Raw genomic sequence first — 22,308 nt, 5'->3', positions numbered from 1 at the left:
CTTCCAAGACCTACGGATTCCGCAGTGGCCGCCAAGGCTGCCGGCCCTTCCGTCGGAGCGCCGTCGCGGGCAGGATGCGCACATGAGCACCGTGGACCGCACCCGCCTGGCCGAGCTGCACGCGCGGGAGCGCCAGGCGTTCGTCGAGGCCCGCCCGCGGTCTCGCGCCCTCGCCGAGCAGGCCCTCGCCCACATGCCGGGCGGCGTGCCGATGAGCTGGATGGTCAAGTGGCCGGGCGACTTCCCGGTCTTCGTCGCCGAGGCGGCCGGTGCCCACTTCACGTGCGTCGACGGCATCGACCACGTCGACCTCTGCCTCGGCGACACCGGCGCGATGATGGGGCACTCGCCGGGGCCGACCGTGGACGCGGTGACGCGCCAGCTCGGGCGTGGCATCACCACCATGCTCCCCACCGAGGACGCCATCGCGGTCTCCACCGGCCTGGCGCAGCGCTTCGGGCTGCCGTTCTGGCAGTTCACGCTGACGGCCACCGACGCCAACCGGCACGCGATCCGCTACGCCCGCCACCTCACGGGCCGCAGCAAGGTCGTCGTGCACAACTGGTGCTACCACGGGTCGGTCGACGAGGCCTTCGCGACGCTCGGCCCGGACGGCGCGACCACGAACCGGCCCGGCAACATCGGGGCGCCCGTGCCCACCTCGGAGACGACCCGCGTCGTCGAGTTCAACGACCTCGACGCGCTCGAGCAGGCCCTCGCCCACGGTGACGTCGCCGCCGTCCTCGTCGAGCCTGCCCTCACCAACATCGGCATCGTGCTGCCCGACCCCGGCTACAACGAGGGCGTGCGCGAGCTCGCGACGCGCTACGGCGCCCTGCTCGTCAACGACGAGACCCACACCATCTGCGCCGGGCCCGGCGGCTACACCGGCGTGCACGGCCTCGAGCCCGACCTGCTCGTCATCGGCAAGTCGATCGGGGGCGGCATCCCCTGCGGCACCTTCGGTTTCAGTCAGGAGATCGCCGTCCGCATCGCGACCTCCGTCGAGCTCGAGGAGATCGACGTGGGCGGCATCGGAGGCACGCTCGCCGGCAACGGCCTCTCGATGGCGGCGATGAAGGCGACGCTCGAGCAGGTCATGACGCCGGAGGCCTTCGCCCACATGGTGCCGCTCGCCGACGCCTGGGCCGACGGCGTGCAGGCCGGCATCGACGCCGTCGGCGCGGACTGGCACGTGACCCGGCTCGGGGCACGCGCCGAGTACAACTTCTCGAAGACACCCTCGCGCAACGGCACCGAGGCGCACGACGCCGACGACTTCGACCTCCAGCAGTACCTCCACCTCTACGCGCTCAACCGCGGCATCCTGCTCACGCCCTTCCACAACATGGCGCTGATGAGCCCCGCCACCACGGCTGCCGACGTCGACGCCCACACCGAGATGTTCCACGCGTGCCTCGAGGAGCTCTTCGCCTAGGGGCCTCCCGGCTGGTCCCAGGGCCGCTCGCCGCGGCCCCGCAGCGCGGCCACCAGGGCCGGGAGGGCGCCTGCGGCCGTCTCGCGCCACACCACGTGGGCGACGTCGGACACGTCGGTCTCGAACGGGTTGAGCTCGACGACGAAGGCGCCCGCGCCGCGGGCGAGGACGGGCAGCCCGGCGGCCGGGTGCACGATCCCCGAGGTGCCCACGACGAGCACGAGGTCGGCCTCCTCCACGAGGGCGACGGACTGCTCCCACGCCTCGAGCGGCAGCAGCTCGCCGAACCAGACGACGCCCGGCCGCACCAGGCCGCCGCAGTGCGCGCACGTGGGCGGGTCGACGCGCTCGACCGGCTGCTCGGGCACGTCCACCACCCCCGCGTATGCCGTCTCGCACCGTCCGCACCGGAAGCTCGTCAGCGACCCGTGCAGGTGCACGACGTCGCGGCTGCCGGCGCGCTCGTGCAGGTCGTCGACGTTCTGGGTCACGACGCGCACCTGCGTCAGCCCGGCCCAGGCAGCGACCGCGCGATGGCCGGCGTTGGGCTCCACGCGCGCGACGGCGCCGAAGCGCGAGAGGTACCAGGCCCACACGAAGGCCGGGTCGCGCTCCCAGGCCTCGGGCGTCGCGAGGTCCTCGGCGGCATACCGCTCCCACAGGCCCGTCTGGGCGTCGCGGAAGGTCGGCACCCCGCTCTCGGCCGACATGCCCGCGCCGGTGACGACGACGACGCGTCGCGCGGCGACGGCCGCCTCGAGGAGCGCCTCCGGAACCAGCATGCGGACAGGCTCGCACGTCTGCGGCGGGGCAGGCCCCGCGAACGCGTCACGTCGGTAGCGTTGCCGCCAACGTCCCTCCGAACGCAGGAGCCCCGATGAGCGGCACGACACCCGAGACGGCACGGCAGCGACGGCGTACGAAGGTCGGCATCGTCGGGGCGGGAGCGGTGGGGGCCACCCTCGCCTACGCGACCCTGATGCGCGGCGCGGCCCAGACGGTCGCCCTCTTCGACGTCAACGCCGCCAAGGTGCACGCCGAGGCGCTCGACCTCAGCCACGGCATCCAGTTCGTGCCGATGGCCCACGTCGACGGCTCCGACGACATCGAGGTCCTCGCCGACTCCGACGTCATCGTGTTCACCGCCGGCGCCAAGCAGAAGCCGGGACAGTCACGGCTCGACCTCGCCGAGTCGACGATCGGCATCGTCCGCTCCATCCTGCCGCGGCTCGTCGAGGTCGCCCCGGACGCCGTGCACGTCATGGTGACCAACCCGGTCGACGTCGTCACGTATGCCGCCCTGCGGGTCTCGGGTCTCTCTCCCGAGCGGCTCTTCGGGTCGGGCACGGTGCTCGACTCGTCCCGACTGCGCTTCCTGCTCGCCGAGCACACCCAGGTCGCGGCCCAGAGCATCCACGCGTACGTCGTCGGCGAGCACGGCGACTCGGAGCTGCCGCTCTGGTCGTCGGCGTCCATCGGGTCGGTGCCGCTGCTCAAGTGGCGCGCCGCCGACGGCACCGCAGCGCTCGACGCCGGGACCCGCAGCCGCATCGCCACCGACGTCGTCGAGTCCGCCTACCGCGTCATCGAGGGCAAGGGCGCCACGAACTACGCGATCGGCCTCGCCGCCGCCCGCATCATCGAGGCCGTGCTCAACGACGAGCGCCGCATCCTGCCCGTGTCGTCGCTGCTCGAGGACTACTACGACATCAGCGACGTGTGCCTGTCGGTGCCGGCGATCGTGCACGCCGGTGGGGTCGGCGAGCGCATCGAGGTGCCGATGACCGACGAGGAGCTGACCGGCCTGCGGGCCTCGGCCGACGCGGTGCGGGCGACGGCGCGGCGTTTCGGCTTCTGACGGCTCCGGCGGGCGAACGACCACCCGGAGCATGATGGGGCTGTGAGCCCCACCGCCGCCCCCGACCCCGACGGGACATCCGCCGGGGCAACCAAGGCGACGATCGAGGCGGCGGGCCCCCGGGACGACACCCAGACCCGCACCACCTACCACCACGGCGACCTGCGTCGCGCCCTGCTCGAGGCCGGCACCGACCTGGCCCGCGAGGGCGGACCCGACAAGGTGGTGCTGCGCGAGGCGACCCGGCGCGTCGGCGTCTCGGCCAACGCCGCCTACCGCCACTTCGCCGACCGCGACGCGCTGCTCGGCGAGGTCGTCTCGCGCGCCCAGGCCCGGGCCGCCGACGTCATCAGCGCGGCCATGGACGCCGTGCCGTCCGACCTCGAGCAGGGCCCGCGGGCGCGGGCACGCTTCCGGGCGGTCGGCGTGGGCTACCTGCGGTTCGCGATGGACGAGCCCGGCCTCTTCCGCACCGCGTTCGCAGTGCCGGTCGACCTCTCCCGGGCGGCCTCGACCGACGCTGCCGGGGCCGACGGTCTCACGCCGTTCCAGCTGCTCTCGACGGCCCTCGACGCCATGGTCGAGGCGAGCGTCATGTCGCCGGACCACCGCCCGGGCGCCGAGCTGCTGGCCTGGTCGGCCGTCCACGGCATGGCGATGCTCGCCCTCGAGGGCCCCCTGCGCGACCTCCCGCGCGGGGCCGTCGACGAGCTCGCGCCCCGTCTCGTGCGCATGGTCGACCTCGGGCTCGGGCTGTCCGACGGGGGCGGCGACGTCGACGACGGCGGTGCCTAGGCTGGCCGGGTGACCAGCCACACCACCGGCGACCGCCCCGTCCTGCACGAGCTCGACCGCGACACCGCGGCCTTCTACCGGCGGCTCGGCCCGGGTCTCTACGCCCCGACCGTCCACGTCCAGGGCGCCTGGCGCGACGACGAGCAGCACATGGCCCCGGTCAGCGGCATCCTCGCCCACGAGATCGACCTGCACGAGCCCCGTGAGGGCATGCAGCTCGCCCGCATCTCGTTCGACATCCTCGGGATGATCCCCTCCCGACCCAGCCGCGTCGAGGTGCGCACCTCCCGGCCCGGCCGCACCATCGAGCTCGTCGAGGCGACGATGCTCGTCGACGACCGAGCCGTCGTGCGCGCCCACGCCTGGCGGCTCGCGGCCCACGACTCCGAGCCCGTCGCAGGTGTCGAGCTCGAGACGATCCCGAGTCCCGACGAGCTCGACCCCTGGTCGGGCAGCGACACGTGGGACGGCGGCTACATCGAGGGCCTCGAGTTCCGGGTGGCCCCCGACCGCCGACCGGGTCGCACGATCGCCTGGATCCGGGCCCTGAACCCGCTGGTCGACGGCGAGACCTGCTCTCCCACAGCCGATCTCGTGCGACTCGCCGACACCGCCAACGGCATCGCGGTGCGTGTCTCGCCGCGCGAGTGGATGTTCCCGAACGTCGACCTCGCCGTCCACCTCTTCCGCGAGCCCGTACGCGGCTGGGTCGGCTTCGACACCCGCGTGACGATGGGGCCGACCGGCCTCGGACTCACCTCGACCACGCTGCACGACGAGCAGGGACCGGTGGGCCGCGCCGAGCAGATCCTCACCGTGCGCCGACTTCCCGCAACCTGACGCCACGGCGCCTCCGAGGTCGGCCCGGGCACGCGACAACCTTCTGCCGTCCGGGCGCGTCTGGAAGGTGAAGGCACAGCGCGCCAAACGGGCATGTGCCTGCCACAATGAAGGGCGCGATCGCGCCGACACACACGCCGCAGCGCGGTCAGAGACCAGGGGACACCATGAGGACGATCCGCATGGACAGCAAGCGCACCACGAACGCCGTCGCAGCCGCCCTCGCGGTCGTCGCCCTCACGGTGGCTGCACCCACCGCGCGCGCCGACGACGCCACGGGCACGCCGACACCGACCGAGACCACGAGCACGAGCACCAGCACAGCGACCACGGGCACGACGACCACGAGCACGACGACCACGAGCACGCCGTCGGCGACTGCCACGACGGCGGATCCGGCAGCGCCCGAGACCACGACGGCGACCGCCACCGCGACCACGACCCCGACGCCTGGCCCGGCGCCTGTGATCTCTACCTCCAGCGGGAGTTGGAAGATCAAGGACCTTCAGGTCCGCCTTCGACTGGTTCGCGCCACATATTGGCCCCGGTCGGTCGACGGGAACTACAGTTCGTCACTCGTCCAAGGCGTTATGGCGTTCCAACGGGACCAAGGCCTCGAGGTAACCGCTGTGGTCGACCAGGCGACCTGGAGCCGTCTCCTGCTGTTGACGCGAAGTTCCAACGCAGTCACGGCCGGCAGCAACGCGTGGCTGATCAGAGACGTCCAGGTCCGGCTGCGGGTCGTCCGGGCCACGTACTGGCCCTTCGCCGTCACGGGCGTCTATCCCGCCTCACTGGGAACCAAGGTCCTCGCTTTCCAGCGCGACCAGAATCTGCCACAGTCCGGGGTTGTAGACCAACGCACGTGGGCCCGACTCGTCTACCTGACCACGTCGCCCGTCACGATTCGAAGTGGCTCCTCCGTGGCCACGGTAAAGGAGCTCCAGCTGCGACTTCGTGCCGTAGGAGTCTGGCGCACTCGAGTCACCGGAACGTGGAGCGCTGTTCTGGCGCAGAGGGTGCTGCACTTTCAGCGCGGCCAGGCACTTCCCCAGACTGGCGCCGTGGACACTCGCACCTGGTCACGCCTGGTCGCCCTGACCTACCGGCCCGGCACGTTCGACCAGCACCGCTACAACGCCGGGCTGCGACCGGTGATGCCGACGGCCGCCTCGCTCGACAGCCGCTGCCGCACCGGTCGGGTCATGTGCGTCGACAAGGCCACCCGCACGCTGACGTGGGTCGTCGACGGCAAGCCGCTCATGGTCATGTGGGCCCGCTTCGGCCGTCCCGGCCTCGAGACCCGCGAGGGCACCTTCCGGGTGTCGCGCAAGTACGAGTACGTCATCTCGAACCTCTACTTCACGCCGATGCCCTACTCGATGTTCTTCTCCGGCGGCCAGGCCGTGCACTACTCGTCGAACTTCGCCCGGCTCGGCTACGCCACCGCCAGCCACGGCTGCGTCAACATCGCCGACATGGTCCAGATCAAGTCGCTCTTCTTCAAGGTGCGCGTCGGCGACAAGGTCGTCGTGCACCACTGACGGTGAGCAAGCTCGGTCAAGCCGAACGAGCCCCACGTCGGGGACGATCGTGACGTGAGTGCCGCCACCGACACCTTCGCCGCCTGGCTGGACGTGCTCGTCGACACCCTCGACGAGCCCGGCCTGACGGGCGAGGAGGTCGCGGCGCGGCTGCACCTGTCGCGCTTCCACCTCGACCGCGTCGTCAGCGCGGCGGCGGGCGAGGCGCCCGGGGCGCTGCGCCGCCGTGTGCTCCTCGAGCGCGCCGCCTTCCGGCTCGCGGCGAGCCGGCGGCCGGTTCTCGACGTCGCGGTCGAGGCCGGCTACGGCTCGCACGAGGCGTTCACGCGGGCCTTCGGTCGCGCGTACGGCCGGGCGCCGAGCGCGTGGCGCGAGCAGCCCGGGCCGATCCACGTCGAGGCGGCCAACGGCATCCACTTCCACCCGCCGGCCGGCATACGCCTCCCGGCCCGGCGAAGGGTCACCGCCATGGACCTCGTCCAGCAGATGGTCGAGCACCACGTCTGGCTCGTCGGCGAGATCATCGACGGCGCCGCCCACCTGACCGACGCGCAGCTCGACGAGCCGATCGTGCTGTCGGTGGAGGACGACCCCGACCCATCGACGCTGCGGCGCGTCATCAGCCGGCTCGTCGGACAGCTGGCGATGTGGAACGCGACGATGGCGAGCCGCGAGTACGACTTCTCGGTCGAGGTCGACGAGTCGCTCACCTCGGCACGGCGCCGCCTCGCCGAGGCCGCGCCGGTGTTCGTCGCCCACGTGCGCGACGCCGTCGAGAAGGGCCAGCTCGACGACGTGTTCGTCGACGCAGCGAGCGACCCGCCGTACGTCTGCAGCTACGGCGCGATGGTCGCGCACGTGCTGACGTTCGCCGCGCACCGGCGCACGCTCGCCGTGCTCGCGCTCGACAAGCACGGCGTCGGCCGGCTCGGCTGGGGCGACCCCATCGAGTGGATCGACGCCGAGGTGCGGGCGACCTGAGCGCCGCGACCTGTCAGTCGACGGTAGCGGTCACCTTCGTGCCGAGCTCGACGGTGCGGCTGACCGTGCACCACTCGTCGTGCGAGCGCTTGACGAGCTTGGGCAGCATCTCGCGGGCCGCGTCGCCGCCGTCGCCCTCGGGGAAACGCACCCGGAAGCTGACGTTGATGTCCTGCAGGTGGTTGCCGTGCTCGTCCTTGACCTTGTCGGCCGTCACGACCACCTCGAAGCTGTCGGGCTCGGCACGCCGCGACGTCACGGTGTCGACGTCGACCGCCGTGCACGCCGCGATGCCGGCGAGGAGCAGCTCGACCGGCGACAGCTCGTCGGTGCCCGAGCTCGTCGTGATCGAGCCGCCGCGCCGGTTGCGGGCGGTGTAGCGGCCCTGGCTGTCGCGGGTCAGGGTGATCTGGCGCAGGTCGTCGGAGCTCATGGGGTGCAGCCTTCCAGAGAGGGGCGGGCAGGGTCGGACGGTGTCGGACGGTGTCAGAGCCACGCGTCGGCGAGCAGCTCGTAGGAGCGCAGCCTGGCCTCGTGGTCGTGGGCGCCGCACGTGACGATCAGCTCGTCCACGCCCGTCGCCTCGACGAAGCCGGTGAGCCCCTCGCGCACCTGGTCGGCCGTGCCGATGACCGAGACCCGTGTCATGTCCGAGACGGCCTGGCGCTCGGCGGGCGACCACGACGCCATGAGCCCCGCGATGTCGCCGCTGGGTTCGGGCAGCGCCGTGCGCCGGCCGGTGACGATGCCGTGGAAACGCTGGAGCACGCTCGTGAAGAGCCGCTCGGCCTCCTCGGACGTGTCGGCGACCATGACGTTGACTCCGGCCATGGTGCGCGGGGCGTCGAGCCCGCCCGGTTCCGTCGAGGGCGTGAACCGCGAACGGTAGACCTCGAGGGCGCTCATCAGCGCGGCCGGGGCGAAGTGCGAAGCGAACGAGTAGGGCAGGCCGAGGGCGGCGGCCACCTGCGCGCCGCCGTGGCTCGACCCGAGGATCCAGACCGGCACGCGCGTGCCCTCACCGGGAATGGCGCGCACCTTGGCGTCCGGGTCCGGGTCGCCGAGATAGCCGATGAGCTCCTCGACCTCGCCGGCGAAGTTCATCGCCGCGGCCTCGTTGCGGCGCAGGGCACGCGTCGTGAAGGGGTCGGTGCCGGGGGCACGACCGAGCCCGAGGTCGATGCGTCCCGGGTGGATCGTCGCGAGGGTGCCGAACTGCTCGGCGACGACGTACGGCGCGTGGTTGGGCAGCATGATGCCGCCGGCGCCGACCCGGATCGTCTCGGTGTGGTCGGCGACGTGCCCGATGAGCACGGCGGTCGAGCTCGACGCCACACCGCGCATGTTGTGGTGCTCGGCCATCCAGTAGCGCTGGTAGCCCCACTTCTCGGCGTGCCTGGCGATGTCGACGGTCGAGGCGATCGCGTCGGTCGCGGTGCCGCCGTTGACGACGGGCACGAGGTCGAGGATGTTGAGCTGGGCTCTGGCAGGACTCACGTGGGTGCCAACCGAGGCGGTGGGCGACGTGTTCCCGACCGGTGGGTCGACCCCGGCGGTCGCCCGCCCGACCGTCACGGCAGCTTCAGCTGGGCGACCTGGTCGTCGTAGTCAGGGCAGAACGCCTGGACGCCCGCTGCCATGAGCTGCTTCGTGCGGAGCGCGTCACCGGTGTTGGCGAGCGGCTTCGAGGCGTCGTCGACGGCGATCTCGCGCAGCTGGACGCCACCGTTGCGCAACGCCCAGCACGTCGTGGTGCCGGTCTCGATGTCGTCGGCGACGCTGGCGCCGGTCACCGAGACGCCGAGCTTCTCGGCAGCGAGGACGAACTGCGCCTCCTCGGCCGAGATCGAGGGCCGCGCGCTGGCGACGTCGGAGGGGACGTCGTCGATCGTGGGGTCGGACCCGCCGCAGGCCGCCAGGGCGCCGGTGACGAGCAGGGCCCCCGCGACACCGGCGACGCGAGCCCGGAGCGCGCGACGCGAGGCGACGGCATACGGGGGCGGCGCGAAGGCTCTGGTCCGGGTATCCATCGTTAGGCTGAACGCGTGAGCGACACCGATCGTCCCCACGACACCGGCTCGGCGCAGCTCGCCTCGCAGGCACCGCTGGCCCGAGGCGCGGTGCTCGTCTCGCTGTCGGGGGCGGTGTTCGGGTTCGTGTTCCTCCCGCAGCTGCTCGGGCTGGCGCTGGCCGGGCTCAGCCTCGCGCGCCGCGAGCCGCACGGTCGCCGGCCGGCGGTCCTGGCAGCCGCCCTCGCCGTCGCGTTCACCGTCGGGTGGGCCGTCGTGCTGGGCCTGCTGTTCAAGTGGTGGGCCACGTCCCGCTGAGCCCTACTGCGAGTACGTCGAGAGGAACTTCTCGAGGCGGCCGACGGCGTCCTCGAGGTCCTCCACGCGCGGCAGGAAGACGAGCCGGAAGTGGTCGGGAGTCGGCCAGTTGAAGCCGGTGCCCTGCACGACGAGCATCTTCTGGTCGCGCAGCAGGTCGAGGGCGAAGCGCTCGTCGTCCTGGATGTCGTGGACCTTGGGGTCGAGCCGCGGGAAGAGGTAGAGGGCGCCCTGCGGCTTGGTCACCGAGACGCCCGGGATCTGGTTCAGCATCTCCCACGCGACGTTGCGCTGCTCGAGGAGGCGCCCACCGGGGAGGATCAGCTCGTTGATCGACTGGTAGCCGCCGAGCGCGACCTGGATGGCGTGCTGCGCAGGCACGTTGGCGCACAGGCGCATGTTGGCGAGGATGTCGAGGCCCTCGAGGTAGTTGCGCGCGTGCTCCTTCGGGCCCGTGATGGCGAGCCAGCCGGAGCGGAAGCCGGCGACCCGGTAGGCCTTCGACAGTCCGTTGAAGGTGAGGCACAGCAGGTCGGGGGCGAGCGCCGCCATCGACGTGTGGGTGGCGCCGTCGTAGAGGATCTTGTCGTAGATCTCGTCGGCCATGATGATCAGCTCGTGCTCGCGCGCCACCTGGGCGATGCCCTCGAGCACCTCGCGCGGGTAGACGGCACCGGTGGGGTTGTTCGGGTTGATCACGACGATGGCGCGGGTGCGGTCGGTGACCTTGCTGCGGATGTCGTCGAGGTCGGGCGCCCAGTCGGCCTGCTCGTCGCAGACGTAGTGCACGGGGGTGCCGCCGGCGAGGCTCGCGGCCGCCGTCCAGAGCGGGTAGTCGGGTGCGGGGATGAGCACCTCGTCGCCGTTGTCGAGCAGCCCCTGCATGGCCATGACGATGAGCTCGCTGACGCCGTTGCCGAGGTAGATGTCCTCGACGTTGAGCGGCGGGAACTCGCGCACCTCGTAGTGCTGCTTGACCGCCCGCCGCGCCGACAGGATGCCCTTGCTGTCGCTGTAGCCCTGCGCGGTCGGCAGCTCCTGGATGACGTCGACGAGGATGTCCTCGGGCGCCTCGAAGCCGAACGGGGCCGGGTTGCCGATGTTGAGCTTGAGGATGCGGTGCCCCTCCTCCTCGAGCCGCTTGGCCTCGGCGAGCACGGGACCCCGGATCTCGTAGCAGACGTTCTGCAGCTTCTTGCTCTGGGTCACCTTGCGCATGAGCCCAAGCGTCGCACTCCCGTATGCCGTCGACCGCGCAATTCCCAGCATGTGGCCCGCCGCTTCGGTGACGTCCGTCTCAGGTGGTCAAGGGAGCCGCCGTCGTCAGCGCAGCAGGCAGCCGAAGGCGGAGGCCGGGCTCGTGGCCGTGAGCGAGTCGACGAGCGACGCGCCGTCCGTCGCGGCCACGTCGACGCTGGCCTCGTGCCCGGCGAGGGTCCGGGTGAGCCGGGCGTAGGCGGGCGGGGTCGCGGGAGCCTGGGTCCACCCCTGCTGCGTGAGGGCGGCGACGAGCTCGGTGGCCTGTGGTCCCGTGGACGGCGGGTAGGTGCGGGTGACGCGGCCCTCCGTGGAGTCTCGGCAGGGCGGGATCTCGCTGTGCCCCAAGGGAGTCAGGGTGCGGTCGAGCACCTCGACCTCGTCGGCCACCGCCTGCCACGCGGCGACGTCGTCGCTGTGCAGCCGTGCCGACCACGCCCAGGCGACGACAGCGAGCAGCGCGAGCAGCACGACGACGAAGGCGATGGCGAACGGGCTGGTCCGCCGGCCCGCCTGGGACGGCGACGGGCGGTCGGCCGGGCTCGTCCGCGTGGGTCGCGCGCGGTCGGACCGGGCCTCGTCGGCGAAGCCGGAGTCACTCACCGGGACAGTGTGGGACACGACCCGGCGTGCCGGGAGCGGCGACGGCAACCTGTCGCCGATCCGTGACTCGGACCGTCACTCACGGCTCGGGCTGCAGCGGCCGGTCGAGGTCGAGCAGGTGGCGCCAGTCGGCGCGGCGAGCGGTGCGCCACCCTCGACGTACGAGCAGGACGGCCAGGACGAGCGCGAACGGCACCCCCACGACGGTCGTCGTGAGTCCGAGGCTGTAGCCCTCGGGCAGGGTCGCGAAGCAGACGGCCGTCGCGACCGCGGCGAGCGGCACCTCGAGACGGCCGGCCCACCCATGGTCGAGCGACACGGCGAAGACGGGCAGCATCCACAGGTAGTACCAGCCGAGGAAGACGGGGGCGAGCACCACGACGGCGAGCATCGCCCAGGCGATGCCGCGCACCGGGCGGCCGAGGTCGTCGGGGTCGGCGCCGGCAGCGGGTTTGAGCGCGGCGAGCCAGACGACGACGAGGAGCAGCGCGAGCACGACGAGCGCGACGGCCCTCGAGGCGTCGATGCCGGAGTCGCGCCACTCGTCGTGGCCGAGCAGGTGCCCGACGGCGCCGACCGCCATGCCGAACGAGGTGGGCAGGGAGGTCCACTGCTCGTTCTTGCCCGGCGTCGACGCCGGGTTGAGCCACGCGAACCCGAGCCCTGTGAGGATGCCGCCCAGCGCCATGGGCACGCCTGCGCAGAGCAGCGTCAGGGCCCCCGCTCGCACGACCCCGCCCCAGCCGTATGCCGTCTCGCGCGGCTCCGTGGACCGTGCCGCCGCGTGGTGGGCCCAGAGGATCGCCACGAAAGGCAGCGCGATGACGGCCGTCACCTTGACCATCGCCCCGAGCGCGACGACGACGCAGGCGAGGACGAACCGGCCCCGCAGGGCGAGGGCGAGGCCGCCGAGCACGGCGGCCACCATGAGCGCGTCGTTGTGCGCGCCCCCGACGAAGTGGGCACCCACGAGCGGGGTGGCGACGCCGAGCCAGACCGCCCGCTCGGGCGACCAGCCGAGGCGCCGGGCGATGTCGGGCACGGCCCAGGCGAGCACGACCACGCCGGCGACGGCGAGGAGGCGGAGCAGCAGCAGGGCGACCCACAGCTCGCCGGACACGGACGCGACGGCGCGGGCGAGCAACAGCCAGACGGGGCCGTAGGGCGTCGGGCTGTCGAGCCACGTGGGCGCGGTCGAGGCGCGCCACGGCGAGTCCAGCTCGCGGACGACGTGGTCGTAGGGGCTCAGCCCCTGGTCCCAGAGCAGGCCCTGGGCGGCGTAGGAGTAGAGGTCGCGGCTGTAGAGCGGCATGGCGACGACGAGCGGCGCGAACCACAGGGCGACGGTGGTCCACCACCAGCGCACCGAGACCGGGGCCGACCGGAGTCGCCACCAGGCGACGACCAGCGCGAGCAGCGCGAGCACCGAGACCGACGCGAGCAGCGGCGAGCCGCCCTTGGGCGTCGACCAGGCAACACCCGGCCACAGGATGCCGGTGTTGGGCCGCGGCAGGGCCCCGGCACCCCAGGAGGCGGCCGCCAGCACGACGCCACCCGCGCACCCGAGCCACCGCCAGACGGCGGGGTTCGTGTCGCCGGCCGCGCGGGCGGTGCGACCGGAGGTGACGGGAGCCGGCTCAGCCATGGGTGACGGGCTCGTCGCCCCACGCGAGCAGGCGCCAACCCGTGGCGGGGTCGCCCTCCATGGTGACGACGTGCGCGTTGTCGAGGCGGCGCTCGTCGAAGAAGTCGGCGGGCAGCCCGAGCGACGCGCTGCACCACACCCGCATGGCCGCTCCGTGGCTGACGGCGACGGCGGACTCGTGCCCGTCGGACGCGATCTGCGCGATGGCCGCGTCGTAGCGCTGCATGAAGCCGGCCCCGCTGTCACCGCCCGGGATGGTGTGGTCGGGGTCGTCGCGCCACCGGACGACGGCGTCGATGTAGGGCTGCCAGTCGGTCGTCATCTCCCAGTCGCCCGCCTGGATCTCGCGCAGGCCCGGGAGCACCACCATCTCGAGGCCGAGCAGCTCGGCCAGAGGCGCAGCCGTCTGCTGGGTGCGCACGAGGTCGGAGGTGTAGATCGCGCCGAGGTCCTCGCCTCCGAGCCGGTCGGCGAGCGCCTTCGCCTGCTCGCGCCCCTCGTCGGTGAGGTCGAGGCCCGGCACCGCGGTGTCGAGCCGGCGTGCGACGTTCGCGTGGGTCTGGCCGTGGCGCACGAGGAAGAGCCGCACCGTCAGAGGCCCTTGACCGTGACGCCGCTGAGGCACTCGACGCCGGCCTTGGGGCCGGTCCAGAAGTCGCGGATGGCGACCGGGGCGCTGGCGCCCGCGGCGAGCTTGACGTCGATCTCCTTGCTGGCGGCCTGTGAACCGTCGGAGAGCTTGAGGACGAAGGCGGCCACCGTGAAGGTGTGCTCCTCGGTGTCGGAGTTGGCCAGCGTGCCGGTGAAGCTCCATGAGTCGCCGGTGGGCTCGCACGAGACTCCGCTGAGGCTCGACGACGCGTCGAAGAGACCGCCGTCGGTCGGCTCGACGGACGGGTCGGCCGCGTCGTCGGTGGGCGTCTCGGCCGTGATGGTCGGTTGCGCCGGCACGCTCACGGTCGGGGCGACCGAGTCGTCGGGGTTGCCGGGGGTCGGCTGCCCGCAGGCGGCGAGCGCCGTCAGGGCCAGCCCCAGCGCGAGGGCCCGGCCGGCGCGCGCGGCGGAACGGGGGGCGCGGCTGTCGGCGAGCGCCCGAGGGTGGCGGGCTGGCATGGGCACGTGGGGCCCCTTTCCTGTCGCGAGGTGTGCGCCGCCCATTGTGCCCCGGAGGACGGTCAGGACAGCGTCAGCCGTGCCGCGACGCCGGCGGCCACGACGAGCAGCCCCGCCGCGAGGGTCAGCGTGTCGGGCAGGCGCCAGGGCGCGGGCCCGGCCCACGTGCGTCGGGTGGCGCCGGCGAAGCCGCGGGCGTCCATCGCAAGGGCCAGCGCCGACGCCTGCCCCAGCGCACCGACGAGCAGGCCCCCGGTGACGGCGACGGCCTCGCGGCCGCGGGCCACCGGCCCGCGGTCGGCGCGCGTGCCCCGCACGCGGCGGGTGGTCATGAGCTCGGCCCACAGCGTGTCGAACGCCTGGACCCGCTGCAGCGCTGCCGTGGCCGCGACCACGGGTCGGGCGGGCAGCCGCAGCCGCTGGGCGAGGTGGTCGCCGAGCTGCTCCGGGTCGATGAAGCCGACGACGACCGCCGAGGGCACGAGGAGGCACAGGACGCGCAGGGCAGCGCCGGCAGCCACCTCGAGGTCGCGCCCGCCGAGGAGCCAGGCCGACCACGCCACGCCGAGGACGGCGAGCGCGGCGGGCGCGAGGCGGCCCAGCACTCCCCGCAGCCGGCCCTTCGGCGCGCGCCCCCGGCCGGGTGCGAGCAGACCGAGCAGACCGAGCAGCACCTCGACGCCGAGCACGAAGAGGCCCTGGCGCCAGCTGTCGAGCAGGGCCGGCAGCGGCAGCACGCACAGGGCGGCCGCGAGCAGCGCGAGCGGCCCGACCCGCGACAGCAGGGGTCGCCGTTCCGGTGCGGGATCGGGCGCCGGCTGGGCAGGCGCCTCGAGCGTGACGACCCGGTCGGCGTCGTCGACGACGCCGGGGTCGTGCGTCGTGACCACGACGGCCGCACCCTCGTCCCGCGCGGCGGCGAGCACGCCGGCGACCGCGGCCCAGGTGAGCCGGTCCTGGCCCACGGTCGGCTCGTCGGCCAGGACCAGTGCCGGGCCGTGGGCCACGGCAGAGGCCATGGCGAGGCGGCGCTGCTCCCCGCCGGAGAGCTGTCTCGGGTCCACGTCGGCGAGGTGCGCGAGCCCCAGGGCCGCGAGCAGCGCGTCGGCGCGCCGCCCGGCGCGCTCGCGGTCCTGCCCGAGCGCCAGCGGTGTCGTGAGCACGTCGTCACGCACGGTGCGCCCGACGATGCTCGTCGCGGCGCGCTGCGGCACCCAGGCGACCACCCGGGCCAGGTCGGTGGAGGCCCACTCGTGCGGTGGCGCCAGGCGGTCGCGCGCGCTGCCACGGTCGCCCGCCTCCGCTGGGGTCAGTGGCAGGGCCGGCTCCACGGCACCGGCGCTGGGGGCCACGAGCCCGCCGAGGGCCGTCATGAGCGAGGACTTGCCCGCACCGCTCGGACCGACGAGGGCGACGGAGCGGCCCGCGCGGGCGTCGAGGTCGGCACCGTCGACCGCGAGCGTCGCGCGTGACGGCTCCCCCAGCCGTCTCGTCGTGTGCTCGACGCGGACGTCCATCGCAGAGACGACGACGCGGCCGTCGGCCACCCTCCCGGCCGCCGCATCGGGCGCAGGGTCGAGGGCGATGGGCAGCGGTTCGGGGTCAGGCACGCCTGGAACCCAGATCCCCTGTGCGGCAAGTGACTCGCCGCGCTGGGCCAGGACGCGGCGTGGGTCCCCGTCGGCCACGACCGCGCCCGACCCGTCGAGCACGACGATCCGGTCGACGAGGTCGAGCCACCCGTCCAGGCGGTGCTCGACGACGACGAGGGTGAGCCCGCGCCGGGCCACCACCTCGGCGACGACCGCGCGCACGCCTGCGGCCGTGGCGGCGTCGAGCATGGCCGTCGGCTCGTCGAGCAGCAGCACGGACGGCTCCATGACGAGCGCGCCGGCGAGGGCGAGCCGCTGCGACTCGCCGCCGCTGAGCGTCGCGGGCGAGCAGTCGGCCGGCATGGTGAGGCCGACCTCGTCGAGGACCGCACGCACGCGTGGCGACATCTCGGCCAACGGCGCCTGCACGTTCTCCAGACCGAAGGCCACGTCGCGCCCGATCGTCGAGGCGACGACTCCGGCACCGGGGTCCTGCAGCACGAGACCCACCGAACCCGGAACCGCTTGCGGCGCAGCGCCGCCCACGGTCACCTCGCCAGAGAGCTCACCCGAGTCGGCGGTGAGCAGCAGGCCGGCGACGGCCCGCAGCAGCGTCGACTTGCCCGAGCCGCTCGGCCCGGCGAGCAGCACTCGCTCGCCGGGGCCGATCTCGAGGTCGAGGCGCTCGAGGACCGGACGCGAGCGCCCGAAAGGTCGCCACGTCAGGTCCTCGACGCGCACCTCGGAGCCGGAGCGCACGGCATACGCCCCGGCCTCGAGGTGTTCGGCTCGCGGTCGCACCGGAAGGTCAGACGGCACGCTGCTCGCGGACCTCCTGGCCCGGTGGGAACGGGTTCAGCGCACCGACCGAGGCGAGCCCGCGGGTCAGTGCGACGGAGAGGAGCGAACCGAGCACCGCGACGGAGGCGCCGAGGAGGAGCAGGTAGGCGACCTTGTAGTCCCAGCCCCAGTCGGTCCAGTAGGAGTACCACTCGTAGACGGCCTCGAACGCACCGCCGAGGAAGCCGCCGAGCAGCAGCGGTGCCCAGCGGTAGACGGCATACCCGAAGGCGGCGAAACCGAGCTCGACCCCGAGGCCCTGCACCAGGCCCGAAACGAGCGTCGTCAGGCCCCACTGGGTCCCGATGAGCGCCGACACGACGGCGGCGAGCAGCTCGGTGAAGACCGCCGCGCCGGGGCGGCGGATGATGAGCATGCCGACGATGCCGGCGACGAGCCACGGCCAGCTGAAGAGGGCGGCGAGGGGCGGGAAGCCCGCCGACACCGCGGCCGACGGTGCTGCGTAGACCAGGCCCCACGCCCAGTACGCGACGCCGAAGGCGACACCGAGGAAGGCGCAGGTGAGCAGGTCGATGGTGCGCCAGCGGGTCAGCGGCCCGCTGGCGGTGATGGTGCTGGTCATGATGGGACTCCCGGGTTCCAGTAGGGGTGGATACCTGGGGGAGGGCACCGCGACGGGCACGCCGCAAGGCGTGGGCCGTCAGGTGACCTGAGAAATACCGACTTCCTTCGCCGGTGCTAACCGGAGCAGGTTCGAGGGTCTGCGGCTCGGCCGTCTGGGCTGCCGCACTCTCAGCGCGTCTCGCGCTCCCCTGTCGTGATGGGTGGTGGTGCTCTTCAGTTGTGGTGGTGACTCTACTCCGGCCGCCATGGGTACAGTCACGCCATGGCTTCCAAGGACTCGAAGAAGGCCGCCAAGCAGCTCTCCCGCACGAAGGAGAAGGCCAAGGCCGCCGCGGCTCCGCGCACGCCCGTGGGCGGCCCGGTGTGGAAGGTCCTCAGCGTCGGCACGACGCTCATCGCGACGAAGCTCGCGACCGACGCCGCCCAGAAGGGCTGGAAGCTCGCCACCGGCCGCAACGTGCCCGTCAAGGGTGACTACGAGCGCGAGCGCACCCGCGACGTCATCCTCTTCACGGCCATCTCGTCGATGGCGGTCTCGGCCGCCCGGGTCGCCGCCGAGCGCGGGGCCGCGACCTACTACCGCCGCTCCACGGGCCACCTGCCCAAGGCCCTCGAGGACGACCAGGTGAAGCCCGCCGACAAGAAGGCCGCGAAGAAGCTCGCCAAGGCGAAGGCCAAGGCCGAGAAGGCGACCCAGAAGGCCATCGACAAGGCCACGGGCAAGCGGTAGCCCGCGCCGGTCCTCGGCGCAAGGGTCCACCGACCAGTACCTGCAGGACCACGGTCCCTACGCTCCGCCGGACCGACGGTGCTCTCCTAGATGTCACGACGACGAGGAGGACACCGTGAGAGCGCATGTCGGAGACCGCATCATCCTGGCCGCGGAGCACGTCGACGAGCCCACGCGGGACGGCGAGGTGCTCGAGGTCCGCGGGCCGGAGGGCGGGCCGCCCTACCTCGTGCGCTGGGGCGACGGGCGTACCGGCCTGATCTATCCGGGCCCGGGCGCCGTCCTGCGCATCGGGGCCGTCGACGACGCGGACGCCGCCACCAGCAGCGCCTCCTCCGCCGAAACGCACGCCGCCGGCTCGGACGCCGACCGACCGCAGCCGCACTCCGTGCACCTGCGCGAGTGGCAGGTGCGGGTCTCGCTGCTGGAGTCGGGCGACGACACGAGCGCGACCGTGGTGCTGGTGGCGGACTCGCCCGACCGGCTCCGGGCCAGCGGCACGAGCCACCGGTCGGCCGACGACACGGCGTCGCGCGAGATCGGTGACGAGGTCGCCGTCGCGCGGGCGCTGCGTCACCTCGCGGACCAGCTGGTGGCGCAGGCCGAGAAGGACATCGAGCGACGCACCGGCGAGGAGGCGCACGTGCGGGCGACGTGACCGGGCCCGGTGCCGCGGCGGCCGACCCCGTCAGGCGTCGCCGACCCGCACCAGCCCCGTCTCGTACGCGAGCACGACCATCTGCACGCGGTCGCGCAGTCCCAGCTTGGCGAGGATGCGCCCGATGTGCGTCTTGACGGTGGCCTCGGCGACGAAGAAGGCCGCAGCGATCTCGGAGTTGTTCAGGCCCCTGCCGACGGCCTCGAGCACCTCGCGCTCGCGCTCGGTGAGCGCGTCGAGCCGCTCGACGCCCGTCGGGCCGGCCGGCGCCTCGAGCACCGGGAGGAAGCGGTCGAGGAGCCGCCGGGTCGGTCCGGGCGCCACGACCGCGTCGCCGGTGTGCACGGCCCTGATGGCGGCGAGCAGCTCGGCCGGACCGGCGTCCTTGAGCAGGAAGCCCGCCGCCCCGGCACGCAGGGCCGCGTAGACGTACTCGTCGAGGTCGAACGTCGTCAGCACGAGCACCTTCGGCGTCTCGCCGCGGGCCACGATGCGGCGCGTCGCCTCGATGCCGTCGAGCCGCGGCATCCGGATGTCCATGAGCACGACGTCGACGTCGCGCCCCGGCAGCGCGTCGAGCGCGGCCTGCCCGTCGGCGCACTCGGCGACGACGTCGATGTCGGGTTCGGCGTCGAGCACCATCCGGAAGCCGGCCCGCACCAGGGCCTGGTCGTCGACGAGCATCACCCTCGTCACCGCGTTCGTCACCGCTGCTCCTTCGTCGGCATGGTCGCCAGCACCTCGAACCCGCCGTGCGGGCCAGGCCCGGCCGTCAGCGTGCCCCCGTGCACGGCCACGCGTTCGCGCATGCCGGGCAGTCCGTGGCCGCGGCCGTCGTCGGCGCTGCCGGCACCGCGCCCGTCGTCCGTGACGCAGATGCGGAGCCGTTCGGGCGTCTGGTCCACGTCGACGACCGCGCTGGCGCCGGGTCCGGCGTGCTTGATGACGTTGGTCAGGGCCTCCTGCACGACGCGGTAGGCCGCCAGGTCGAGTCCCACGGACCTGGTGCGTTCGGCGCCCCGCACGGTCAGCGTCACCGGCACGCCGGCGCCGCGCACGCGCGCCACGAGGTCGTCGAGCTGGTCGATGCCCCCGGTCGGGGCGAGCTCGGCGCCGGACTCGGGGTCGCGCAGCACGCCGACGAGGCGCCGGGTCTCGGTGAGGGCGTCGCGGGCCGTCGAGCCGATGGTCTCGAGCGCGCCCACCGACCGCGCGAGCGCGCCCTCGGGACTGCGCTCGGCGGCATACGCCGCCCCGTCGGCCTGCACGACGATGACCGACAGGGCGTGCGCGACGACGTCGTGCATCTCGCGGGCGATGGCGGCGCGCTCGTCCTTGGCGGCGAGGCGCAGCTCCTGCTCCCGCTCGCGCTCGATGCGCTCGGCACGGTCCTGCAGGTCGGAGAGGCGCTGGAGCCGGGCCCGCTTGAGGTCGCCGAGCGCCCAGGCGGCGAGCGACGCGGCAGCGCACGCGAGGGCCGTGAAGACGAACTCGCCCCAGCCGGGGGCCCGTCCGCTGACGGCGGTGAACCGCAGACCGGCGATGACCGAACCCAGCGCGGCCACCCCCAGGCCGGCGACGCGGACACCGCGGCGCCGGTCGTAGGCGGCGAGCGAGTAGAGCGCGACGAGGAAGGCGAGGTCGCCCGGCAGCAGGTTGCTCGTCGGGATGACGCGCACCGCCAGCGCGATGCTGACGACGGCGAAGGCGAGCGCCGGGCGGCTGCGCCGCCAGACCAGCGCGAGGTTCGCGACCCCGACGACGGCCCACCCGATGCCCTGTCCCTCGCCGAGCACGACGAGGCCGAGCAGGGCGAGCACGCCCGCGAGCGGCACGTCGAGCAGCAACGGCCGGCGCTGCAGCCAGTCGTAGACGTTGCCCTCGGTCACGCCCAGAGCCTACGAGGGCGGCGCGGGCCCGTCGTCAGACCCTGGTCGCACCCGTCGGCGGCGGACCGCACCTGTCTGCATCATCACGCCGCGAGGCCCGGTCGCCGGGACGCGCCCGGGAGGACGATGGAGGTGTCGGGAAGAGGTCAGGAGGGGCCATGGCACGTTCCCAGCAGCCCACGCGGCACCACTCCCCGGGGAAGGGCAGGCGGCCGGCCGCACCGGCGCTGACCTTCCTCGGTGCGGCGGGGACCGTGACCGGCAGCAAGTTCCTCGTCGAGGGCGGAGGCGGTCGGCTCATGGTCGACTGCGGCCTCTACCAGGGCGAGCGCCGGTGGCGTGCCCTCAACTGGGAGGCTCCGCCGGTCGACCCGGCGACCATCGACGCCGTCGCCCTGACGCACGCCCACCTCGACCACTGCGGCTACCTGCCGGCCCTCGTGCGCGGCGGCTTCGCGGGCCCGGCGCACACGACGTCGGGCACCGCGGCCCTCGCCGGTGTGATCCTGCGCGACAGCGCCCACCTGCAGGAGGAGGAGGCGGAGGGTGCCCGGCGCGGCGGCTGGTCGAAGCACGACCCTCCCCTGCCGCTCTACACCGTCGCCGACGCCGAGCGGGCGGTGGCGGCGCTGCGGCCGGTGGGCGAGACCGGCTCGGTGGAGGCCGCTGGGGCGACGGTGACCTTCGTGCGCGCCGGGCACATCCTCGGGTCGTCGAGCGTCCTCGTCGAGAAGGACGGCGCGAGCGTGCTCTTCAGCGGCGACCTCGGCCGCGACGACCACCCGGTGCTCTTCCCCCGGGCCCGGCCACCGGCCGCGCACACCGTCGTCGTCGAGTCGACCTACGGTGACCGCGCCCACCCCGAGGTCGACCCGGAGCACCACGTCATGGCGGACGCGATCCGGCGCACGATCCGCCGGGGCGGCAGCGTCGTCATCCCGGCCTTCGCCGTCGACCGCACCGAGATCGTGCTGCTCGCCCTCGCCGACCTCGTCGAGAGCGGCGCCGTGCCCGACGTGCCGGTGTGGGTCGACAGCCCGATGGCCCTCGCCGCGCTGGAGATCTACCGCGACCCCCAGCACGCGGGCGAGGTGCGCCCCGAGGCCCTCGACCGGCTACGGCGGCTGTCGGGCCTGCGCACGGCCCACACGGCCGAGGAGTCGATGCGCCTCAACAACCCCGGCAGCCCGTGCGTCATCGTCTCGGCGTCGGGGATGGCGAGCGGCGGCCGCGTCGTGCACCACCTCCGGTACCTGCTGCCGCAGGCCCGCAACACCGTGCTCCTGACGGGCTACCAGGCGATCGGGACCCGCGGCCGCGACCTGCAGGAGGGGGCGCGCGAGGTCAAGATCGCCGGACGGTACGTGCCGGTGCGCGCCGAGGTCGTCACGCTCGACGACTTCTCGGTGCACGCCGACGCCGACGAGCTGCTCGCCTGGCTGGGCGAGATGCCGCGGCCGCCGGAGGCGGTCCACGTCGTCCACGGCGAGCCCGGGGCGGCGCGGGCGCTGGCGGACGGCATACGCGACCGGTTCGACTGCCCCGTCTCGGTGCCCCGCTACGGCGAGCGGGTGCTGCTCGACTGAAGGTCTTTCGGCCAGGGCCGCGACGTG

General features: G+C 73.5%; 24 protein-coding genes and 1 riboswitch. Of the genes, 10 read left to right on the top strand and 14 right to left on the bottom strand.

Features of this window, described 5'->3' with window-relative positions:
* Positions 1-82 precede the first annotated feature (82 nt).
* Complete coding sequence (locus tag ACYVNR_RS03425; protein ID WP_461046576.1) at positions 83-1,438, top strand: aspartate aminotransferase family protein; 1,356 nt, start codon at positions 83-85, stop codon at positions 1,436-1,438.
* On the opposite strand, the gene ACYVNR_RS03420 is transcribed toward ACYVNR_RS03425, so the two are convergent.
* Positions 1,435-2,220 carry an SIR2 family NAD-dependent protein deacylase gene (locus ACYVNR_RS03420; protein WP_458802725.1) on the bottom strand — a complete coding sequence of 262 codons (786 nt, stop codon included), beginning with the start codon at positions 2,218-2,220 and terminating at the stop codon, positions 1,435-1,437. The genes ACYVNR_RS03425 and ACYVNR_RS03420 overlap by 4 nt on opposite strands.
* Positions 2,221-2,315: 95 nt before the next feature.
* Here ACYVNR_RS03420 and ACYVNR_RS03415 point away from each other — a divergent pair, with 95 nt between their 5' ends.
* Genes ACYVNR_RS03415 through ACYVNR_RS03405 form a run of 3 tightly spaced genes read left to right on the top strand, consistent with a single transcriptional unit; the run spans position 2,316 to position 4,931 of the window.
* Positions 2,316-3,296 carry an L-lactate dehydrogenase gene (locus ACYVNR_RS03415; RefSeq protein WP_458802727.1) on the top strand — a complete coding sequence of 327 codons (981 nt, stop codon included), beginning with the start codon at positions 2,316-2,318 and terminating at the stop codon, positions 3,294-3,296.
* Between the two features lie 42 nt (positions 3,297-3,338).
* Positions 3,339-4,091, top strand: coding sequence for a TetR/AcrR family transcriptional regulator (locus ACYVNR_RS03410; RefSeq protein ID WP_458802730.1), 753 nt, complete (start codon positions 3,339-3,341; stop codon positions 4,089-4,091).
* Between the two features lie 9 nt (positions 4,092-4,100).
* Positions 4,101-4,931 (top strand): thioesterase family protein, encoded by an 831-nt coding sequence (locus ACYVNR_RS03405; protein WP_461046573.1) that lies wholly within the window; start codon positions 4,101-4,103, stop codon positions 4,929-4,931.
* A gap of 148 nt (positions 4,932-5,079) precedes the next feature.
* On the opposite strand, the gene ACYVNR_RS03400 is transcribed toward ACYVNR_RS03405, so the two are convergent.
* A complete protein-coding gene (locus ACYVNR_RS03400) occupies positions 5,080-5,370 on the bottom strand; it encodes a hypothetical protein (protein ID WP_461046571.1) in 291 nt (96 codons plus the stop codon).
* Between the two features lie 25 nt (positions 5,371-5,395).
* Here ACYVNR_RS03400 and ACYVNR_RS03395 point away from each other — a divergent pair, with 25 nt between their 5' ends.
* Positions 5,396-6,475: a L,D-transpeptidase family protein gene (locus ACYVNR_RS03395; RefSeq protein ID WP_461046569.1), complete on the top strand. Its 1,080-nt coding sequence runs from the start codon at positions 5,396-5,398 to the stop codon at positions 6,473-6,475.
* A gap of 54 nt (positions 6,476-6,529) precedes the next feature.
* The gene (locus ACYVNR_RS03390; RefSeq protein ID WP_461046567.1) at positions 6,530-7,456 is read left to right on the top strand and encodes a helix-turn-helix domain-containing protein; all 927 of its coding nucleotides are present in this window, start codon (positions 6,530-6,532) and stop codon (positions 7,454-7,456) included.
* 13 nt (positions 7,457-7,469) lie between these two features.
* On the opposite strand, the gene ACYVNR_RS03385 is transcribed toward ACYVNR_RS03390, so the two are convergent.
* The 3 genes from ACYVNR_RS03385 to ACYVNR_RS03375 form a co-directional block, all read right to left on the bottom strand.
* Entirely contained in the window at positions 7,470-7,889 is a 420-nt protein-coding gene (locus ACYVNR_RS03385) for an OsmC family protein (protein WP_045191214.1), read from the bottom strand.
* 53 nt (positions 7,890-7,942) lie between these two features.
* Positions 7,943-8,953: an LLM class flavin-dependent oxidoreductase gene (locus ACYVNR_RS03380; RefSeq protein ID WP_461046565.1), complete on the bottom strand. Its 1,011-nt coding sequence runs from the start codon at positions 8,951-8,953 to the stop codon at positions 7,943-7,945.
* Positions 8,954-9,027: 74 nt separating this feature from the next.
* Positions 9,028-9,486, bottom strand: coding sequence for a hypothetical protein (locus ACYVNR_RS03375; RefSeq protein ID WP_461046563.1), 459 nt, complete (start codon positions 9,484-9,486; stop codon positions 9,028-9,030).
* Between the two features lie 15 nt (positions 9,487-9,501).
* Between ACYVNR_RS03375 and ACYVNR_RS03370 the strand changes: the two genes are divergently transcribed.
* The gene (locus tag ACYVNR_RS03370; RefSeq protein WP_045191210.1) at positions 9,502-9,783 is read left to right on the top strand and encodes a hypothetical protein; all 282 of its coding nucleotides are present in this window, start codon (positions 9,502-9,504) and stop codon (positions 9,781-9,783) included.
* 3 nt (positions 9,784-9,786) lie between these two features.
* Here the strand turns inward: ACYVNR_RS03370 and ACYVNR_RS03365 are convergent, their stop codons facing one another.
* From ACYVNR_RS03365 to ACYVNR_RS03335, 7 genes are all read right to left on the bottom strand, one after another.
* Positions 9,787-11,001: a pyridoxal phosphate-dependent aminotransferase gene (locus tag ACYVNR_RS03365; RefSeq protein WP_045191209.1), complete on the bottom strand. Its 1,215-nt coding sequence runs from the start codon at positions 10,999-11,001 to the stop codon at positions 9,787-9,789.
* A 105-nt stretch (positions 11,002-11,106) separates the two neighbouring features.
* Positions 11,107-11,643, bottom strand: coding sequence for a hypothetical protein (locus tag ACYVNR_RS03360; RefSeq protein ID WP_461046560.1), 537 nt, complete (start codon positions 11,641-11,643; stop codon positions 11,107-11,109).
* 79 nt (positions 11,644-11,722) lie between these two features.
* Entirely contained in the window at positions 11,723-13,288 is a 1,566-nt protein-coding gene (gene mptB / locus ACYVNR_RS03355) for a polyprenol phosphomannose-dependent alpha 1,6 mannosyltransferase MptB (protein ID WP_461046558.1), read from the bottom strand.
* On the bottom strand, positions 13,281-13,877 hold the full coding sequence (locus tag ACYVNR_RS03350; RefSeq protein ID WP_045191206.1) for a histidine phosphatase family protein: 597 nt from the start codon (positions 13,875-13,877) through the stop codon (positions 13,281-13,283). The genes mptB and ACYVNR_RS03350 overlap by 8 nt, the downstream gene beginning before the upstream one ends.
* 2 nt (positions 13,878-13,879) lie before the next feature.
* On the bottom strand, positions 13,880-14,407 hold the full coding sequence (locus ACYVNR_RS03345; RefSeq protein WP_461046556.1) for a hypothetical protein: 528 nt from the start codon (positions 14,405-14,407) through the stop codon (positions 13,880-13,882).
* Positions 14,408-14,463: 56 nt separating this feature from the next.
* Entirely contained in the window at positions 14,464-16,812 is a 2,349-nt protein-coding gene (locus ACYVNR_RS03340) for an ATP-binding cassette domain-containing protein (protein WP_461046554.1), read from the bottom strand.
* Positions 16,802-17,416 carry an ECF transporter S component gene (locus ACYVNR_RS03335; protein WP_045191204.1) on the bottom strand — a complete coding sequence of 205 codons (615 nt, stop codon included), beginning with the start codon at positions 17,414-17,416 and terminating at the stop codon, positions 16,802-16,804. The genes ACYVNR_RS03340 and ACYVNR_RS03335 overlap by 11 nt, the downstream gene beginning before the upstream one ends.
* 85 nt (positions 17,417-17,501) lie before the next feature.
* A riboswitch (TPP riboswitch) is annotated at positions 17,502-17,618 on the bottom strand.
* A gap of 62 nt (positions 17,619-17,680) precedes the next feature.
* Here ACYVNR_RS03335 and ACYVNR_RS03330 point away from each other — a divergent pair.
* Positions 17,681-18,148: a DUF4235 domain-containing protein gene (locus ACYVNR_RS03330; RefSeq protein WP_045191203.1), complete on the top strand. Its 468-nt coding sequence runs from the start codon at positions 17,681-17,683 to the stop codon at positions 18,146-18,148.
* Positions 18,149-18,263: 115 nt separating this feature from the next.
* On the top strand, positions 18,264-18,806 hold the full coding sequence (locus ACYVNR_RS03325; RefSeq protein ID WP_461046552.1) for a dsRBD fold-containing protein: 543 nt from the start codon (positions 18,264-18,266) through the stop codon (positions 18,804-18,806).
* A gap of 30 nt (positions 18,807-18,836) precedes the next feature.
* Here the strand turns inward: ACYVNR_RS03325 and ACYVNR_RS03320 are convergent, their stop codons facing one another.
* On the bottom strand, positions 18,837-19,490 hold the full coding sequence (locus ACYVNR_RS03320; RefSeq protein WP_461048278.1) for a response regulator transcription factor: 654 nt from the start codon (positions 19,488-19,490) through the stop codon (positions 18,837-18,839).
* Positions 19,491-19,510: 20 nt separating this feature from the next.
* The gene (locus tag ACYVNR_RS03315) at positions 19,511-20,695 is read right to left on the bottom strand and encodes a sensor histidine kinase (protein WP_461046550.1); all 1,185 of its coding nucleotides are present in this window, start codon (positions 20,693-20,695) and stop codon (positions 19,511-19,513) included.
* A 158-nt stretch (positions 20,696-20,853) separates the two neighbouring features.
* On the opposite strand from ACYVNR_RS03315, the gene ACYVNR_RS03310 reads away from it, so the two are divergent.
* Entirely contained in the window at positions 20,854-22,281 is a 1,428-nt protein-coding gene (locus ACYVNR_RS03310) for an MBL fold metallo-hydrolase RNA specificity domain-containing protein (protein WP_461046548.1), read from the top strand.
* Positions 22,282-22,308: the final 27 nt, after the last annotated feature.

The organism is Terrabacter koreensis (genome assembly GCF_054783315.1).
The sequence above is the reverse complement of the archived record's forward strand: the minus strand, read 5'-3'. Positions and strand labels throughout refer to the sequence as shown.

Bases quoted from the DNA above. Each gene is read 5' to 3' on its own strand.
- ACYVNR_RS03425 (WP_461046576.1), top strand. From the start codon at position 83: ATGAGCACCGTGGACCGCACCCGCCTGGCCGAGCTGCACGCGCGGGAG.
- ACYVNR_RS03420 (WP_458802725.1), bottom strand. From the start codon at position 2,220: ATGCTGGTTCCGGAGGCGCTCCTCGAGGCGGCCGTCGCCGCGCGACGC.
- ACYVNR_RS03415 (WP_458802727.1), top strand. From the start codon at position 2,316: ATGAGCGGCACGACACCCGAGACGGCACGGCAGCGACGGCGTACGAAG.
- ACYVNR_RS03385 (WP_045191214.1), bottom strand. From the start codon at position 7,889: ATGAGCTCCGACGACCTGCGCCAGATCACCCTGACCCGCGACAGCCAG.
- ACYVNR_RS03375 (WP_461046563.1), bottom strand. From the start codon at position 9,486: ATGGATACCCGGACCAGAGCCTTCGCGCCGCCCCCGTATGCCGTCGCC.
- ACYVNR_RS03365 (WP_045191209.1), bottom strand. From the start codon at position 11,001: ATGCGCAAGGTGACCCAGAGCAAGAAGCTGCAGAACGTCTGCTACGAG.
- mptB (WP_461046558.1), bottom strand. From the start codon at position 13,288: ATGGCTGAGCCGGCTCCCGTCACCTCCGGTCGCACCGCCCGCGCGGCC.
- ACYVNR_RS03335 (WP_045191204.1), bottom strand. From the start codon at position 17,416: ATGACCAGCACCATCACCGCCAGCGGGCCGCTGACCCGCTGGCGCACC.
- ACYVNR_RS03330 (WP_045191203.1), top strand. From the start codon at position 17,681: ATGGCTTCCAAGGACTCGAAGAAGGCCGCCAAGCAGCTCTCCCGCACG.
- ACYVNR_RS03320 (WP_461048278.1), bottom strand. From the start codon at position 19,490: ATGCTCGTCGACGACCAGGCCCTGGTGCGGGCCGGCTTCCGGATGGTG.
- ACYVNR_RS03310 (WP_461046548.1), top strand. From the start codon at position 20,854: ATGGCACGTTCCCAGCAGCCCACGCGGCACCACTCCCCGGGGAAGGGC.